The sequence below is a fragment of the Mycobacterium sp. IS-836 genome (assembly GCF_001954275.1).
GTDB lineage: Bacteria > Actinomycetota > Actinomycetes > Mycobacteriales > Mycobacteriaceae > Mycobacterium.
Window position 1 is genome coordinate 1 of sequence record NZ_MBEU01000011.1, and the last position, 16,885, is coordinate 16,885.

The 16,885-nt window shown below is 68.8% G+C and carries 16 protein-coding genes and 1 pseudogene; 6 read left to right on the plus strand and 11 right to left on the minus strand.

Features of this window, described 5'->3' with window-relative positions; genetic code table 11:
• Nucleotides 1-94: 94 nt before the first annotated feature.
• The 4 genes from A5747_RS06150 to A5747_RS06165 form a co-directional block, all read right to left on the minus strand.
• Nucleotides 95-502 carry a hypothetical protein gene (locus tag A5747_RS06150; protein WP_076122781.1) on the minus strand — a complete coding sequence of 136 codons (408 nt, stop codon included), beginning with the start codon at nt 500-502 and terminating at the stop codon, nt 95-97.
• Complete coding sequence (locus A5747_RS06155; RefSeq protein WP_083700167.1) at nt 499-1,767, minus strand: ArsA family ATPase; 1,269 nt, start codon at nt 1,765-1,767, stop codon at nt 499-501. Before A5747_RS06155 ends, A5747_RS06150 begins: the two co-directional genes overlap by 4 nt.
• The gene (locus A5747_RS06160; RefSeq protein WP_076122783.1) at nt 1,760-2,197 is read right to left on the minus strand and encodes an SRPBCC family protein; all 438 of its coding nucleotides are present in this window, start codon (nt 2,195-2,197) and stop codon (nt 1,760-1,762) included. The genes A5747_RS06155 and A5747_RS06160 overlap by 8 nt, the downstream gene beginning before the upstream one ends.
• 66 nt (nt 2,198-2,263) lie before the next feature.
• Nucleotides 2,264-2,650 (minus strand): polyketide cyclase / dehydrase and lipid transport, encoded by a 387-nt coding sequence (locus tag A5747_RS06165; RefSeq protein ID WP_076122792.1) that lies wholly within the window; start codon nt 2,648-2,650, stop codon nt 2,264-2,266.
• 196 nt (nt 2,651-2,846) lie between these two features.
• Here A5747_RS06165 and A5747_RS06170 point away from each other — a divergent pair, with 196 nt between their 5' ends.
• The gene (locus tag A5747_RS06170) at nt 2,847-4,649 is read left to right on the plus strand and encodes a long-chain fatty acid--CoA ligase (RefSeq protein WP_076122784.1); all 1,803 of its coding nucleotides are present in this window, start codon (nt 2,847-2,849) and stop codon (nt 4,647-4,649) included.
• A gap of 23 nt (nt 4,650-4,672) precedes the next feature.
• Here A5747_RS06170 and pimB read toward each other — a convergent pair whose 3' ends face one another.
• The 4 genes from pimB to A5747_RS06190 all read right to left on the minus strand — a co-directional run bounded on the left by pimB (nt 4,673) and on the right by A5747_RS06190 (nt 8,292).
• On the minus strand, nt 4,673-5,815 hold the full coding sequence (gene pimB / locus A5747_RS06175; protein WP_076122785.1) for a GDP-mannose-dependent alpha-(1-6)-phosphatidylinositol monomannoside mannosyltransferase: 1,143 nt from the start codon (nt 5,813-5,815) through the stop codon (nt 4,673-4,675).
• A 10-nt stretch (nt 5,816-5,825) separates the two neighbouring features.
• The gene (locus A5747_RS06180) at nt 5,826-6,650 is read right to left on the minus strand and encodes a hypothetical protein (protein WP_198938134.1); all 825 of its coding nucleotides are present in this window, start codon (nt 6,648-6,650) and stop codon (nt 5,826-5,828) included.
• A 46-nt stretch (nt 6,651-6,696) separates the two neighbouring features.
• Entirely contained in the window at nt 6,697-7,851 is a 1,155-nt protein-coding gene (gene ripC, locus A5747_RS06185) for a peptidoglycan hydrolase RipC (protein ID WP_076122786.1), read from the minus strand.
• A 186-nt stretch (nt 7,852-8,037) separates the two neighbouring features.
• Nucleotides 8,038-8,292, minus strand: a complete 255-nt coding sequence (locus tag A5747_RS06190) for a hypothetical protein (protein WP_076122787.1) — start codon at nt 8,290-8,292, stop codon at nt 8,038-8,040.
• A 142-nt stretch (nt 8,293-8,434) separates the two neighbouring features.
• Between A5747_RS06190 and A5747_RS06195 the strand changes: the two are divergent.
• Nucleotides 8,435-10,258, plus strand: a pseudogene (locus A5747_RS06195) (DEDD exonuclease domain-containing protein); the annotation flags it as partial.
• Here A5747_RS06195 and trpD read toward each other — a convergent pair.
• Nucleotides 10,196-11,299 (minus strand): anthranilate phosphoribosyltransferase, encoded by a 1,104-nt coding sequence (gene trpD / locus A5747_RS25390; protein ID WP_158070253.1) that lies wholly within the window; start codon nt 11,297-11,299, stop codon nt 10,196-10,198. The pseudogene A5747_RS06195 and the gene trpD sit on opposite strands and share 63 nt — an antisense overlap.
• A gap of 139 nt (nt 11,300-11,438) precedes the next feature.
• Here trpD and A5747_RS06205 point away from each other — a divergent pair, with 139 nt between their 5' ends.
• Genes A5747_RS06205 through A5747_RS06220 form a run of 4 tightly spaced genes read left to right on the plus strand, consistent with a single transcriptional unit; the run spans nt 11,439 to nt 15,792 of the window.
• Complete coding sequence (locus A5747_RS06205) at nt 11,439-12,050, plus strand: heme-copper oxidase subunit III (protein ID WP_076122789.1); 612 nt, start codon at nt 11,439-11,441, stop codon at nt 12,048-12,050.
• A 45-nt stretch (nt 12,051-12,095) separates the two neighbouring features.
• A complete protein-coding gene (locus A5747_RS06210) occupies nt 12,096-12,971 on the plus strand; it encodes a cytochrome c (RefSeq protein ID WP_139333406.1) in 876 nt (291 codons plus the stop codon).
• Nucleotides 12,968-14,140 (plus strand): ubiquinol-cytochrome c reductase iron-sulfur subunit, encoded by a 1,173-nt coding sequence (locus tag A5747_RS06215; RefSeq protein WP_076122796.1) that lies wholly within the window; start codon nt 12,968-12,970, stop codon nt 14,138-14,140. Before A5747_RS06210 ends, A5747_RS06215 begins: the two co-directional genes overlap by 4 nt.
• Nucleotides 14,137-15,792 carry a cytochrome bc complex cytochrome b subunit gene (locus tag A5747_RS06220; protein WP_076122790.1) on the plus strand — a complete coding sequence of 552 codons (1,656 nt, stop codon included), beginning with the start codon at nt 14,137-14,139 and terminating at the stop codon, nt 15,790-15,792. The genes A5747_RS06215 and A5747_RS06220 overlap by 4 nt, the downstream gene beginning before the upstream one ends.
• Nucleotides 15,793-15,907: 115 nt before the next feature.
• Here A5747_RS06220 and A5747_RS06225 read toward each other — a convergent pair whose 3' ends face one another.
• Both A5747_RS06225 and A5747_RS06230 read right to left on the minus strand, forming a co-directional pair.
• Nucleotides 15,908-16,555, minus strand: coding sequence for a DUF2561 family protein (locus A5747_RS06225; RefSeq protein WP_076122791.1), 648 nt, complete (start codon nt 16,553-16,555; stop codon nt 15,908-15,910).
• The coding region (locus A5747_RS06230; RefSeq protein WP_233147968.1) for an MmpS family transport accessory protein at nt 16,555-16,885 on the minus strand (331 nt) is incomplete at its 5' end. The genes A5747_RS06230 and A5747_RS06225, both read right to left, overlap by 1 nt.

Genomic DNA, 16,885 nt, shown 5'->3' on the forward strand with positions numbered 1-16,885 from the left:
CCCTCCCGCCCGACTCGGTGATGGTGTTGATGATGGTGTTGGCGCCAACTGTACCGACCCGCAGCCGAAGGAACCACCTTCGGCTTCAAGCGGATCACTCCTCGACGGTGACCGGGATCGGCTGGTAACGCGTCTTCGCGGCGGCTTGCTCCGCGGCGGTCCTCGCGTCCGGCTCGGGCGCGACGCCGCCCCCCGGCGGTCCGTCCGGCGGCGGTTTCGGTGTTGGCCGGGAGGTCCGGTCGATGTCGTCGACGATGGCGCGGATGACCTCGAGCAAGGCGATGCTGTGGTCGGCGATGACGGTGAGCAGCGGGTGCTGATCGCCGGTGGCCAGGGCGGCCAGGGCGCACACCGGGCACCACACCTGCTGGCACTTGCCGGTCCCGACGCCGGCGCCGGCCGTCAATGCGGCCGCTGTGCGCACCGCGGGGTCGATCCCGTCCAGGATCGCCTGGGCGAGCTTGCGCAGCTCGGGACCGAGTTCGGGATGAGCGCCATTCACTTAGGCCACACCTCCGGATCTGGTCGAAAGCGAACGGTCAGCTCACTGCCCCGCAGGTGTGCGTCCAGCACCGTGCACCGCCGCAGCACCGACGCCAACCGAACCCTGCGCCGTAGCCCGCCGGCGCTGATGATCAGGTCGTCGTCGACCCGCCCCAACGACAGCGCGCCGGGATCGAGCTGGGGTAACGCTAGCCGCATTCGGTAGATGGACCCAAGTCCCGACCCTGATTCCAGGTCAACGATAGGACGCAGGGGCCCGGGCGGCGGCGCCCCACGCCGGCGCCGCGCGCCGTCCAGCAGTCCGCCCAGCGCCTTCGCGCCGATCGGCTCGCCGGACAGGTGTGGGGTCAGCACCAGGGCCACGTCTCCGATGGTGGCGTCGAGTTCGTCGAGCACCGCATGTTGTTCGGAGATGCGTTCGGCATACCAGTAGAACGCCGGGTGGTCGGGCAGGTTGTGGTACTCGTACGACTCGTCTTCGGTCAGCACCTGATTGACGATCAGCTCCTCGACGCGGACGCCCATCAGCGCCAGCGAGCCCAGGGTGCGCACCGCCTCGGCCGCAACCACCCGCTCGGGGGTCAGCACCAGGTGCGCGCTCACCTGCCCGCCGTCCGTCAGCAGCGCGCCGAGCGCGTCCACGCTGGCGCTGATGCGTTCCAGCAGTTCCACCACCGCCGCGGACCGGGTGTCGTCGGCGGTCACGGACAGCCGGCGATGGCGCGGCCACGCGCGCTCCACGTAGAGCCCGAAGGTGGCGGGCAACGTCAGCATTCGCAGCGCGTCCGCCGTCGAGGCGCAGTCGACGACGATGCGGTCCCATCGTCCGGACGCCGCGAGCTCGCCGACCGCGTGCAGACCGAGCACCTCCTGGATGCCCGGCAGCGCCGAGAGTTCTTCGGGGGCAATGCTGCTCAGCTCGGAATCGGGGAACCGTCGATCCAGCGCCCCGACCACGTCGTGCCACCGGGACTCGAGCAGCGCGAGAGTGTCCAACGCCAGCGCGTCGAGGAAGCCGCCGCCGGCCGCGCCGTCCCCGGTATCGAGGTCGGCGAGCACCCGAACCGGGTCCTCGCGGCCGCTCGGCGGCACCGGGACACCGAGCACGTCGCCCAGCGAATGCGCCTGATCGGTGGACACCACCAGCACCCGGCGGCCCTCGCTCGCGTCACCGACCGCGGTGGCACATGCCAGGGTGGATTTTCCTACCCCGCCCTTCCCGACGAAGAGACTGATCCGGGCGGGCTCAGCAGACTCACTCAGCCTCGACTCGTTTCTTCAGATCCTTTAATGCGGTGTCGGTCAGCCTGCGCTCGGCCTTGCGCTTGAGCATGCCGATCATCGGCAGGGCCAGGTCCACCGAGAGCTCGTAGGTGACGTCGGTACCAGATCCCTTGGGCGCCAAGCGATATGAGCCTTCAAGGGCGCGCAGCAGCGAACTGGAGACCAGGGTCCAGCTCAGCGACTTGCGGTCGGCGGGCCACTGGTAGGACATGACCATGGTGTCCTTGATGATGCCGGCGTCCATAACGAATCGCACCACCTTCGGGTAGCCGTCGGCGCCTCTCTCCTGCACCTCGGCTTCCTTGTACTCCGAGATCCATTCCGGATAGGAATCGATGTCGGCGATCACCGCGAGCACCTTGCCCGGGTCGGCGTCGATGTGAATGGTTTGCGTCGTCTTCTCCGCCACCTGGCTGCTGCCCTCTCTGCCGTAAGCGGTCCGAAACGGTACTCCCGTGCGAAACGTTGACCGCAGTTAAACTACCGGAGAACCGACCGCGCGTGACCGTTCCAGCGTCGTCTTGATCTCAAAGGCCATTTTCTTACCCGCCACCCGACGGCGGTGTGTCATTTTCGGCAAGTTCAGCTTGGCCAGCTGCCAAGCGGCGACACCGGTTGGCTCGGCGTGCAGGAAGTAATGCAGCACCACTCCATCCAGTGACGGTTCCAGCCAGATCTCCATTGTGCCGGTCAATGCGCCGGTCACCGTCCAGCGGATGCCCTTTTCCGCGCGATCCTCGACGACCTGCAGCCGCAGATCGGGCCACCACCGACGCCATTTCGACCGATCGGCTACCGCGGCGCCAACCCGCGCGCCGTCGGCGGCGACGAACGTCTGGTCGGCGATCTGGATGCTGTGCATCGCCACAGCTTCACACACCTGTCGGCGGTGCCCGTCAACGACCTCGCGGCAAGGGCGCGGCGAGGGTGCGGCGAGGGTGCGGCAATCGTGACGCGGCCCCGACCGACCGCCGCCGTGCTGGGCGAACACTCGGATTAGGCTGGGCGACAGCAAGCCGGACCCCGGCAAGGTCACCAGGTCAAATGAGGTCAATCAAGTGCGTGAGTACAGCGTCCCCGCCCGTTTCTCCGTCGGCGAGCGCGACAACGTCGCGGCCGTGGTCTTCGAGCATGAGCGCGACGACCCCACCTTTGTCATCTACCAACGCCAGATCGACGGCGTCTGGACCGACGTCACGTGCGCCGAGGCGGCCGACCAGATTCGTTCTGCGGCATTGGGTTTGATCTCGCTGGGCGTGCAGGCCGGTGACCGGGTGTCGATCTTTTCCGCCACCTGCTACGAGTGGGCGATCCTCGACCTGGCGATCTTGGCGGTGGGGGCCGTCACGGTGCCGATCTACGAGACCTCGTCGGCCGAGCAGGTGCGCTGGGTGCTGCAGAATTCCGAGGCCGTCCTGGCGTTCGCCGAGACCGACGAACACGCCGCGATCGTCACCGAGCTGACGGGCGAGCTGCCGGCGCTGCGCCGGGTCCTGCACATCAACGGTTCGGGTCCCAAGGCGCTCGACCAGCTCGTCGAAGCCGGCGCGTCGGTCGACCCGGCCGAGCTGACCGCCCGGCTCGACGCGTTGCGGGCCCAGGACCCGGCCACCCTCATCTACACCTCGGGAACCACGGGACGGCCCAAAGGCTGCCAGCTCACCCATTCCAACCTGCTGCATGAGATCCGGGGCACCCAGGAGTGCCTGCCGACCTTGCTGCAGGAGGGTCAGCGGCTGCTGGTTTTCCTTCCGCTCGCCCACGTGCTGGCCAGGGCGCTGACCCTGTCGGCGTTCGCCAGCAAGGTCACCGTCGGATTCACCAGCGACATCAAGAACCTGCTGCCGCTGTTCGGCATGTTCAAACCGACCGTGGTGGTCTCGGTTCCGCGGGTGTTCGAGAAGGTGTACAACACCGCCGAGCAGAACGCCGTCAACGACGGCAAGGGCTGGATCTTCAAGCGGGCGGCGCAGACCGCGGTCGACTGGAGCCAGGCCTTCGACGACGGCCGGCCCGGGCCGCTGCTGCGCGCCAAGCACGGCCTGTTCGACCGGCTGGTCTACCACAAGCTGCGCGCCGCGCTGGGCGGCGACTGCCACGCCGCCGTCTCCGGTGGCGCGCCGCTGGGCGCGCGGCTGGGCCACTTCTACCGCGGCGTGGGGCTGACCGTCTACGAGGGCTACGGCCTGACCGAGACCAGCGCCGCCATCACGGTCAACCAGATCGACGGGCTGAAGATCGGAACGGTCGGAAAGCTGGTGCCCGGCAACAGCCTGCGCATCGCCGAGGACAAGGAACTGTTGGTCCGGGGCGGCGTGGTGTTCAGCGGCTACTGGCGCAACGAACAGGCCACCGAGGAGGCGTTCAGCAACGGCTGGTTCAAGACCGGCGATCTCGGCGCGGTCGACGACGACGGCTTCTTGACGATCACCGGCCGCAAGAAGGAAATCATCGTCACCGCGGGCGGCAAGAACGTCGCCCCCGCGGTGCTCGAGGACCAGCTGCGGGCGCACCCGCTGATCAGCCAGGCGATGGTCGTTGGGGATGCCAAGCCGTTCATCGGCGCCCTGATCACCATCGACCCCGAGGCGTTCGACGGCTGGAAGCAGCGCAACAGCAAGGCGGACGGCGCGTCGGTGGGCGACCTGGCCACCGATCCCGACCTGATCGCCGAGGTGGACGCGGCCGTGAAGAAGGCCAACCTGTCGGTGTCACATGCCGAGTCGATCCGCAAATTCCGCATCTTGCCGGTCGATTTCACCGAGGACACCGGTGAACTGACGCCGACGATGAAGGTCAAGCGCAACGTGGTGGCCGAGAAGTTCGCCTCCGACATCGAGGCGATCTACGACAAGGACTAGCCGCCCAGGATTAAACCGAAGGACTAGCCGCGCAGCAGGTCGGCCAGCCGCGCCGCCAGCGTGTCCCAGCGCCACTGCGACATCACCCACTCGCGACCGGCGGCGCCCATCGCGGCGGCGCGGTCGCGATCGGTCAGCAACTCGCTGACGGCGTCGGCCACCTTGTCCGTCGAGCGACCGTCGACCACTAGCCCAGTCTTGTTGTGCTGCACGGCTTCTGGGGCTCCACCCGACTGCCCGGCGATGACCGGCACGCCGGTGGCCGAAGCCTCCAGGAAGACGATGCCCAAGCCTTCGACGTCCATGCCCGCGCCACGGGTGCGGCACGGCATCGCGAACACGTCGGCCAGCGCGTGGTGGGCGGCCAGTTCGGCGGCCGGCACGCCGCCGGTGAATGTCACGTGGTCGGCCACCCCGCAGTGGCGGGCCAGCTTCTGCAGCTCCTGCAGGTACGGACCACCGCCCACGATCACCAGGGCCGCGCCGTCGACGCGTCGCCGAATCAACGGCAGCGCCCTGATCAACACGTCCTGCCCTTTGCGCGGGACCAGCCGGGACAGGCACACCACGGTGGGCCGCTCGCCCAGCCGGTAGCGCCTGCGCAGCTCGGCGCGGGCGGCCGGATCGGGCCGGAACCGGTCGGTGTCCACCCCCGACGGCAGGTACTCCAGCGATGCCGCGGGACCGAAGGCCGTCGCGAACCGGGACCGGGTGTAGCGGCTGACGAAGGTCACGACGTCGGTGCCGTCGCCAATGCGGCGCAACACCGATCGGGCCACCGGAAGCATCGACCAGCCCACTTCGTGGCCGTGCGTGCTGGCCACCACCCGGGTCGCACCCGCCTGCCGGGCGCGGGGCGCCAGCAGGGCCAGCGGTGCGGCCGCGCCGAACCACACGGTCTCGATGCCGTGCTCGGCGATCAGCCGGCGCATCCGCGCATCAACGGCCGGGCCGGGCAGCATCAGGGTGCCGGGATGGCGCACGACTCGATAACCGGCGGCTCGGGCCGCCTCGTCGAATGCATCGGCGCCCTTCCATTGCGGCGCGTACACGGTCACCGAATGCGAGCCGGTTTGGACGAGTCGGCCGACGAACTCCCCCAGGTAGGACTGGATGCCGCCACGCCGGGGCGGAAAGTCGTTGGTTACCAGCAGGACCCGGCTCACGTGCGTCAGGCTATAGGACCAGCCAACGCTTCCAGCGGGCGAGCAGTGCGCCCGGGTCGCTGCCGAGGGCGTCGCGCGCGGCGGTGGGCAGGTCCGCATGCCCGGCGCCGCACGCGGCCGTGTAGAACGCCCGCAGCTTCGCGCCGCCGTATGTATCGGCGACGAAGCGGGCGAACCACCATGCGCGGTCGTATCCCGACGAGCGCTGCGGGCCGGGAGTGTCCAGATCGGCGTCCGACGGCAGGGCCACCACGGCCTCGGCCGCCTCAGCGGGGACCGGGCCGGGTGGCCGGGCGACGAAATCGGCGACGCCTTCGGTCAGCCATCGCGGCGCGTCCACTGCGGTGTCGACGCGCGCCGCGTAGTGAAAAAGCTCGTGGGTCAACACTATTCGCAGTGCGGGTTCGGTCATGTTGGCCGCGCCCGGCGCGAACACGATCCGTTGGCCGATCGCCACCCGGTGGGCGGGATCGACGCGGTCGACGACGGTCACCGCCGCGATGTCGGCCCATTGTGCGGCCGGCCCGCCGCCGGCGGCGGCGCGAAACTCGTCGTCGGAGGCGGTGGCGACCACCGAGATGTCGCGCGGCCAATCGATCCCCCAGAAGGCCTCGACGGCGTCGACCGCGGCGCCGATGTTCGACGCGATGCGCGACAGCAGGCGATCGGTGGCCGGTCCGCCGCCACCGAGCAGACGGACCGCCCTGTCGCGGACGACCCGCGGCGCGGTGCTCGGGTAGCTAACCGGAGGGTGCGCCGGTTTTGCCGAAGTATGGGGCGCCGCATTCAGTGCCGCACCCGCGATCAGTTCACCAGCAAAGATCCAGGCCAGCAGGATTTTCAAGCCGCGCCGCGACCGGCGGCTAAGCCGGCCCGGGCGCTCAGTAGCGGCGGGCGTCGTGGACCGGGCCAGCCGAATTCATCGGCACCACCCGCACGGGCTGGCCGTAGGTGGAGGAATGAATCACCATGCCGTCGCCGACGTAAAGGCCGCTGTGTGACGCGTCGTTATAGAAGGTCACCACGTCGCCGGGCTGCAGATCCGACAGCGCCACCGGCTGACCGCCTTGGGCCTGCGCCTGGCTGGAGTGCGGCAGCGAGATGCCGGCCTGCTGGAAGGCCCACATCACCAATCCCGAGCAGTCGAACCCGCCGGGGGCCGCACCACCCCACACGTAGGGCGATCCGACCTGCGTCAGCGCGGCCTGCACGACCGTCGCGCGGTCACCGCCGCCGACGCCGCCGCCGGGCTGCGGTCCGAACAGTCCGCCGGGGGGTGGAGCCTCGCCGGGCGCAGGGCCGCCGGGCTGCGGCGCACCGGGCGGCAACGCGTCCGGTGCCGGTGCGCCGGGTGCCGGAGCGGCCGCAGGAACGGGCCCAGGGTCGGCGAGCGCGGTCTTCTGGTCTGGCGACAGGGACATGTACTGCGACTTGACGACGGCGATCTGCACCTGCAGCTGGCTCTGCTTGGACTGCAGGCTGGCCCGCACCGCGGCCGCCTGCTCGGCCGCGCTCTTGGCGTCGGCGGCCGACTTCGCGGAGGCCTGCTCGGCCTTGGCGGCCTGCTCGCCGGCCATCCGGAAACCCGCCATCTGCTCGCGCATTTGAGTCGCCATCAGCCGCTGCACGGCCAGCTTGTCGATCAGACCCTGCGGCGATCCCGCGGTCAGCATGGCCTCCATGCCGTCGACGCGGCCGCCCATGTAGGTCGCGGCGGCGAGCTTGTTGACCGCGGTCTGGAAGGTGGCCAGCTTGGCCTTCGCCCCGTCCACCGCGGCCTGGTCGTCGGCGTGCTTCTTCTCCGCCGCCCGCTGCGCCCCCAACTTCGCGTTCAGGTCGAGCTGGGCGCTGTGCATCGCCTCGGTGGTCCGCTCAGCCTGACGCGATAGCTCGTTGAGTTTCGCCATCGCGTCGTCGGCCGGATCGGCCGCCGCGCTCGCGGCAAGGGCGCCCGCTAGAACCGTCGAGCCCGCCAGTATCCCGACCACCAAACGTGTAAGGGCACGCGCAATCGGATACTCAGAGCCGAAACTCAAGATTTGCTTCCTTAAACGGCCATCGACGCATCGCGGTCGAGCTGGTTTAGGTCTCAAACAGGTTACGAAACGATATAGGTGTTTGTCTAAACCAGATCGTTAAGAAATTAGAAAGAATTCTGTCATTTCTTTGTGAACGACAGCCGGGGTGCGGCTACGATCCAGGAGTTTTGGCGCACACGGCAATTACGCCACCCCGGAGCCGCGATCGCGGTGGATCGGAACCAGCCGCAATCGAGGCGCCAGCCCGGCTTCGGCGAGCACTTCCAGCGCGGCGCGTTCATCCTCCAACAAAGTTTCCGGTACCCCGAGTAGCACGCTGACCACACAGTCGCGGCATCCCGGACCGCGCACCGCGCAGTCGTCGCAGTCGATCACCACCGGTTCGCCGCACGCGGGCGTCGCAAAGCGCGTGTTGTCGGGGCCGCTGCTGTGTGCCATCGGATCGGTCCTCTCGCTTGCGCTCCGGTCGGGCTATCCACACGCTAACCGCGGGCACCGACAACTTTCGGCGCCCGAATCCCCGGATCTGCCCGGCGTGGGAACACCGCGGGTGTCGGTGCGGGTGCTTAACGTCACGCGCATGGGTGTGACTGGTGGGACTCAGCTGAGTTTCGCCGGCCCGGATTGGACACCGACCGACGAAATCCCGTTGCGTGAAACCACCTTTGTCGTCGTTGACCTGGAGACCACCGGCGGACGCACGCGGGGCAGCGACGGAACACCGCCCGACGCCATCACCGAAATCGGCGCGGTGAAGGTCCGCGGCGGCGTCGTGCTCGGCGAATTCGCCACCCTGGTCGACCCGCAGCGCACCATCCCGCCCCAGATCGTGCGGCTCACCGGGATCACCACGGCCATGGTGTGCGACGCCCCGACCATCGACGCCGTCCTGCCGATGTTTCTGGAGTTCGCCGGCGGCTCGGTGTTGGTCGCCCACAACGCCGGGTTCGATATCGGGTTCCTGCGGGCCGCCGCGCAGCGCTGCGAAATCCCTTGGCCCCGACCGCAAGTGCTGTGCACGGTCCGGCTGGCCCGCCGGGTGCTCAGCCGCGAGGAGGCCCCCAGCGTGCGGCTGGCCGCACTGGCGCGGCTGTTCGCCGTCGCCGCACAGCCCACGCACCGCGCCCTCGACGACGCCCGCGCCACCGTCGACGTGTTGCACGCCCTGATCGAGCGGGTGGGCAATCAGGGTGTGCACACCTTTGCCGACCTGCGCTCGTATCTGCCCGACGTGACCCCGGCCCAGCGCCGCAAAAAGGTGCTCGCCGATCCCCTGCCGCACCGGCCGGGGGTCTATCTGTTCCGCGGGCCCGCCGGCGAGGTGCTCTACGTCGGGACGGCCGTCGACCTGCGCCGCCGAGTGAGCCAGTACTTCACCGGGGCCGATCCCCGCGGCCGGATGAAGGAGATGGTCACGCTCGCCACGGCGGTCGACCACGTCGAGTGCGCGCACCCGCTCGAGGCCGGTGTGCGCGAACTGCGGATGCTGGCCGCGCATGCCCCGCCCTACAACCGCCGGTCGAGGTTCCCGCACCGGTGGTGGTGGGTGGCGCTGACCGACGAGGCGTTTCCGCGCTTGGCGGTGGTGCGCTCACCGCGCCACGACCGCGCCGTCGGCCCGTTTCGGTCGCGCGCCGATGCCGCCGAAACCGCGGACCTGCTCGCGCGATTCAGCGGAATCCGAACCTGCACCGCCCGACTGGCGCGCGGTGCGCGACACGGGCCGGCCTGTCCCGAGGCCGAGGTGTCGCCGTGTCCCGGCGCCCGCGACGTCACGGCCACTCAATACGCGGCGGCCGTGGCCCGCGCCGCATCCCTGATCGACGGCCTGGACAACGGCGCGCTGGACGGGGCGGTGCGTCAGGTCAACGCGCTCGCCGAGCGCCGCCACTACGAGAGCGCCGCGCGATTGCGCGACCGCACCGCCACCGCCGTCGAAATCCTGTGGCGCGGGCAGCGGCTGCGGGCCCTGGCCGCGGTGGGCGAGCTGATCGCTGCCGCCCCGGACGGCAACGGTGGCTACCACTTGGCCGTCATCCGCTGCGGCCAGCTCGCCGCGGCGGGCAACGCCAGACGAGGGGTGCCGCCGATGCCGGTCGTCGACGCCATTGCGGCTGGCGCGCAATCGATTCTGCGGGCGCAGGCCCCGCTGGGCGGCGCGCTGGTCGAGGAGACCGCGCTCATCGCGCGCTGGCTGGCGAACCCGGGCGTGCGCATCGTGCGGGTGGCCGGCGAGGACGGCTGGGCCTCACCGCTGCGGTCGGCCGGACCCTGGGCGGCCTGGGCGGCCGCGGCGCGCTCGGCACGGCTGGCGTGCGAGCAGGCCCTCCGGGATTGGGACTCAGAGTTGCTGGCCGAACCGCACCCAACGCGCGAGCAGCTGTTCGGCCGCGCCGGTGTCGATGGCGGCGCCGGCGCGCGACAACCCGTCCTCCCACGCCGGCAACCATTCGGCGCGGCTGGATAGCCCGGCATGCGCGACGATGGCGCCGGCGGCGTTGAGGACGACGGCATCACGGACCGGTCCCGCGGCGCCGGCCAGCACCGCACGTACCTCCGCCGCGTTGGCTTGCGCGTCGCCGCCCAGCAGCTCACCGAGTTCGGCGCGGACGAACCCGAATCCGGCGGGATCGAAGGTCAGCCTGTCCACCGTGCCCGCCTGCACCCGCCAGATGGTGCTCGTCGTGGTCGTCGTCAGCTCATCGAGTCCGTCGTCGCCATGCACCACCAGCACACTGGAGCCCCGCGCGGCGAACACCCCGGCCATCACCTCGGCCAGCTCGGCGAACGCGCAGCCGATCAACCCGGCCCGCGGCCACGCCGGATTGGTAAGGGGCCCAAGGAGATTGAACACCGTGGGCACCCCGATCTCGCGGCGCACCGCGGACGCGTGCCGATACGACGGATGGAATACCGGCGCAAAGCAGAACCCGATCCCGACTTCGGCCAGGCTGCGCGCGACCTGCTCGGGCCCGAGGTCGATGCGCACCCCGAGCGCCTCCAGCGTGTCGGCGCCGCCCGACAGCGACGACGCCGCACGGTTGCCGTGCTTGACCACCGGCACGCCCGCGGCCGCGACCACGATCGCCGCCATCGTGGACAGGTTGACGGTGTTGACGCCGTCCCCGCCGGTGCCGACGATGTCGACGGTGTCGTCGCGGATCGCGTCGGCGGGCATCCGCAGCGCGTGGCTCAGCATGACGTCGGCCAGCTCGCTGACCTCCGCCGAGGTCGGGCCCTTCATCTTCATCGCCACCGCGAACGCGGCGATCTGGGCCGGCGCCGCGTTTCCCGTCATGATCTGGTCCATCGCCCAGGCGGCCTGACCCCGGGCGAGCTCCCGCGCGTCCGTCAGACGAGCCAGGACCTGCGGCCATGACGATGCCGAGCCGGCGGGGCCCGGTGCGGACCCCCCGGGAGACGAAGTCTCGGATGACAGAGCCACGCGCTGATGGTCCCACGAGTACCAACCGCCCCCCAACCGCCGGCCGAGGCACACCGACAGCGGCACCGGCGCGACGCGCGAAACGCCAATTTCAGACCCGGGTAGAGTTCGACAACTACAAAGCGTCATACTTGCGGATGTGACCAGCGCTGTGGGGACCTCGGGTACTGCGATCACGTCACGGGTGCATTCGCTCAATCGCCCAAACATGGTGAGTGTCGGCACCATAGTGTGGCTTTCCAGCGAGCTGATGTTCTTTGCTGGACTGTTCGCGTTCTACTTCACGGCCCGCGCGCAGGCCGGTGGGAACTGGCCGCCGCCGCCGACGGAGCTGAATCTGTACCAGGCCGTCCCGGTGACGCTGGTGCTGATCGCCTCGTCTTTCACCTGCCAGATGGGGGTTTTCGCGGCCGAACGCGGCGACGTCTTCGGGCTGCGCCGGTGGTACGTGATCACCTTCCTGATGGGCCTGTTCTTCATCCTGGGTCAGGCCTACGAGTACTTCCACCTGACCACGCACGGCACGACGATCCCCAGCAGCGCCTACGGCAGCGTGTTCTACCTGGCCACGGGCTTCCACGGGTTGCACGTCACCGGCGGGCTGATCGCGTTCATCTTCTTGCTGGCGCGCACCGCGATGACCAAGTTCACCCCGGCGCAGGCGACGGCCAGCATCGTCGTGTCCTACTACTGGCATTTCGTGGACATCGTGTGGATCGCGCTGTTCACCGTGATCTATTTCATCCGATGAAGGCCGGCGCTTTCGAAGTGGCTTTCACAAGGCTCTGAAAGAGGAATGAACAGGAGTGCTCGGTTGAAGCGACTGAGGTCTATCCGATCCGGTGGCAGCAAGCCCCGGGGTCAGCGGAGTGATCGCGCGCGGCGGCGGCTGCGCCGCCGATTGTCGGGCGGCCTGCTGCTGCTGATCGCGCTGACCGTGGCAGGCGGGCTGGCCGCGGTGCTCACCCCGCGGCCACAGGTGGCCGTCGCCGACGAGTCGTCCTCGGCGCTATTGCGCACTGGCAAGCAGCTTTTCGACACTTCCTGCGTGTCCTGCCACGGCGCCAACCTGCAGGGTGTGCCCGATCATGGGCCGAGCCTGATCGGGGTCGGCGAGGCGGCCGTCTACTTCCAGGTGTCCACCGGCCGGATGCCCGCCATGCGCGGTGAGGCCCAGGCCCCGCGCAAAGACCCGGTCTTCGACGAGGCGCAGATCGACGCCATCGGCGCCTACGTGCAGGCCAACGGCGGCGGCCCGACCGTGACCCGCAACCCCGACGGCAGCGTCTCGATGCAGTCGCTGCGCGGGACCGACCTGGGTCGCGGCGGCGACCTGTTCCGGCTCAACTGCGCGTCGTGCCACAACTTCACCGGGAAGGGCGGGGCGCTGTCGTCCGGGAAGTTCGCGCCCGACCTCGGGCCCGCCAATGAGCAGCAGATCCTCGACGCGATGCTGACCGGCCCGCAGAACATGCCGAAGTTCTCCGACCGCCAGCTTTCCTTCGAGGCCAAGCGAGACATCATCGGCTACGTGCGGACCGTCGCCGAAGAGCGCCAGCCGGGTGGCTACGGCCTCGGCGGCTTCGGACCCGCGCCCGAGGGCATGGCGATGTGGATCATCGGGATGGTCGCCGCCATCGGGCTGGCACTGTGGATTGGGGCGCGATCATGAGCGACGGCTCGAACATCCCTGAGCCCAATGAGGCCGCGCTGGCCGAGATGTCGAATGACGAACTGGTGGCGCTGGGCGGCAAGATCGACGGAGTCGAGACCGTCTACAAGGAGCCGCGCTGGCCGGCCGCAGAAACCAAGGCCGAGAAGCGCGCCGAGCGCGGGGTGGCCCTATGGCTATTGCTGGGCGGTTTCTTCGGGCTGGCGCTGCTGCTGATCTTCTTGTTCTGGCCATGGGAGTACAAACCCAGGGAAGCCGCGGGAAGCTTGTGGTATTCGCTGACCACACCGCTGTACGGCCTGACCTTCGGGCTGTCCATCCTGGCGATCGCCGTTGGGGCGCTGCTGTTCCAGAAAAGGTTTATCCCAGAAGAGATTTCGATCCAGGAACGCCACGACGGCGCCTCCCGCGAAATCGACCGCAAGACGGTGGTCGCGAACCTCACCGACGCCTACCAGGGCTCGACGATCGGGCGCCGCAAGCTCGTCGGACTGTCGCTGGGCATGGGCCTGGGCGCATTCGGCCTCGGCACGCTGGTGGCGTTCGCGGGTGGCCTGATCAAAAACCCGTGGAAACCGGTGGTGCCCACCGCGGATGGCAAGAAGGCGGTGCTGTGGACGTCCGGCTGGACCCCGCGCTACCACGGCGAGACCATCTATCTGGCGCGAGCCACCGGCTCGCACGACAGCGCGCCGTTCGTGAAAATGCGCCCGGAAGACATGGACGCGGGCGCAATGGAGACCGTGTTCCCGTGGCGGGAGTCCGACGGCGATGGCACAACCGCGGAATCGCACGAAAAGCTCACCGCGATCAAGCTCGGTGTGCGAAACCCGGTGATGCTCATCCGGATCCGGCCCACCGACATGTCACGCGTGGTCAAACGGCAGGGCCAGGAAAGCTTCAACTTCGGCGAGTTCTTCGCCTTCACCAAGGTGTGCTCGCACCTGGGTTGCCCCTCGTCGCTGTACGAGCAGCAGTCCTACCGGATCTTGTGCCCGTGTCACCAATCGCAGTTCGACGCACTGCATTTCGCCAAGCCGATCTTCGGCCCGGCGGCCCGTGCGTTGGCGCAACTGCCGATCACCATCGACACCAACGGGTATCTGGTCGCCAACGGTGACTTCATCGAGCCCGTCGGACCGGCATTTTGGGAGAGGACGACGACATGAGTCCCAAACTGAGTCCCCCGAAGATCGGTGACATCCTCGCCAAACAGGGCGAGGATATCGACACCCGCTATCACCCGTCTGCAGCCGTGCGCAGACAGCTCAACAAGGTCTTCCCGACGCACTGGTCGTTCCTGCTCGGCGAGATCGCGCTGTACAGCTTCATCGTCCTGCTGCTGACCGGTGTGTACCTGACGCTGTTCTTCGACCCGTCCATGACCGAGGTCACGTACAACGGTGTCTACCAACCACTTCGCGGTGTCGAGATGTCGCGCGCCTACGAAACGGCGCTGAACATCTCGTTCGAAGTCCGGGGCGGCCTGTTCGTCCGACAGGTCCATCACTGGGCCGCGTTGATGTTCTCCGCGGCGATCATGGTGCACCTGGCCCGCATCTTCTTCACCGGAGCGTTCCGCCGGCCGCGCGAAGCCAACTGGGTCATCGGTTCGCTGCTGCTGATCCTGTCGATGTTCGAGGGCTACTTCGGTTACTCGCTGCCCGACGACCTGCTGTCGGGCATCGGGCTGCGGGCGGCGCTCTCGTCGATCACCCTGGGCATGCCGGTGATCGGAACCTGGCTGCACTGGGCGCTTTTCGGCGGCGACTTCCCGGGCGACATCCTGATCCCCCGGCTCTACGCGATCCACATCCTGCTGATACCGGGAATCATCCTGGCGCTCATCGGATTACACCTGGGGTTGGTGTGGTTCCAGAAGCACACGCAGTTCCCCGGCCCCGGCCGCACCGAGCACAACGTCGTCGGCGTGCGCGTGATGCCGGTGTTCGCCGTCAAGTCCGGCGCGTTTTTCGCCGCCATCGTCGGTGTGCTGGGCCTGATGGGTGGGCTGCTGCAGATCAATCCGATCTGGAACCTGGGTCCCTACAAGCCATCTCAGGTGTCGGCCGGCTCACAGCCCGACTTCTACATGATGTGGACCGAGGGCCTGGCCCGCATCTGGCCGCCATGGGAGTTCTACTTCTGGCACCACACCATTCCCGCCCCGGTTTGGGTGGCGTTGATCATGGGCCTGGTTTTCGTCCTGCTGACCGTCTATCCGTTCCTGGAGAAGCGATTCACCGGTGACTACGCGCATCACAACCTGCTGCAGCGGCCGCGGGACGTCCCGGTGCGCACCGCGATCGGTGCGATGGCGATCTCCTTCTACATGGTGCTGACCCTGGCGGCGATGAACGACATCATCGCGTTCAAGTTCCACATCTCGCTCAACGCGACGACGTGGATCGGGCGCATTGGGATGGTGATCCTGCCGCCGTTCATCTTCTTCATCACCTATCGGTGGTGCATCGGGCTGCAGCGCAGCGACCGCGCGGTGCTCGAGCACGGCGTCGAGACCGGCATAATCAAGCGGCTGCCGCACGGTGCCTACATCGAGCTGCATCAGCCGCTGGGTCCGGTCGACGACCACGGCCACCCGATACCGCTGGAGTACCAGGGCGCGCCCGTGCCCAACAAGATGAACCGGCTGGGCTCGGGCGGCACGCCTGGTCACGGCAGCTTCTTGTTCGCCGACCCGCCGTCCGAGGACGCGGCGCTGCGCGAGGCGACCCACGCCGCCGAACAACGCGCCCTGACCGCGCTACGGGAGCACCAGGACAGCATCGTCGGTTCCAACGGCGAGCACGGCGAGCACTAGCCGGGCGGGCGCCGCGGTGTGCGGGGTTGGCGCCCTGCGCGCACACTCAACGCCCTCATCGCACACTGGCCGATTGGGCCGGCCGCGGGGCCGTCCTGGCCTGGCGTTAAGGCGATTAGCGCTCGGCGGCCAGGCCGCGCAGTTGCCTCACATAGAACCACTCGACCGCCGGCATCGCCGCGGTGACGAGCCCGGCCAGCACGTAGCCGACCCATGACGCGCCGTCGTGGCCGACGGCCATCAGGTAGGTCGCGGCCGCGACCGCGATCAGCGCGGCGCCCATCGTGCCCGCCAGTATCACGGTGCCGCGCAACCAGACCCGGTCCACCGCAGCGCCGGACCATTCGGCCGCCGGCTCCGTGGACTGCACGGTGTGCGCGCGCCCCCGTTCCGTCGCGGTGCGTGCACCGGGCCCGCCCGGCCGCAGCGCGGTTCTCCCCAGCGCGCGCGCCGGAACGGGCGCCGACCCGACGGCCGGATCGGCCTGAGCCATGCGCCGAGCCCGCAACAGCACCGGGATCGCACCGGCGATGATCAGCGCGGAAACGACGATGACGGCGTACAGCACCCACGTGGTGTGCGAGCCTCCCCCGGCCGTTTTGTGGAAGCCCCGGCCGAGATCGGACAGCGCGACGGCGGCGGCCACGCTGACGCCCAGCAACACCAGCCAGATCGCCGCGCACGCCCCGATCAGGATGCGGTCGATGACCTCCGGCGGAATGGTGTCCGACCCGCGCCGGTAGGCGGAGTATCTGCTGACCATCAGCAGCTCGTCTGCGGTGAGTCGTTGTTGTTCGACGACAGCACCGCCCCGTCGCTGGTGGTGATCGAGCAATTGAGCCTGCTGAGCCGGAACAGGCTGGACGCCTGCACCGATCCGACGTCCGACGTCGAGATCGGTGTCACCGTCATCGACCACGGGATGTACACGTTGTGCTGGGTGCGAGACCGTCCGGAGGCGTCGACGTAGGTCACCGAAATGATGTCGCCCGGCGCTTTCGTGCCGGTCACCGAGTAGGTGACTTGCCGCGGCCCTGCCGGTGTCGGCGGAGGCGGCGGGGGCGCTGCCGCAGTTGGGCTGGCCGGGGGCGAT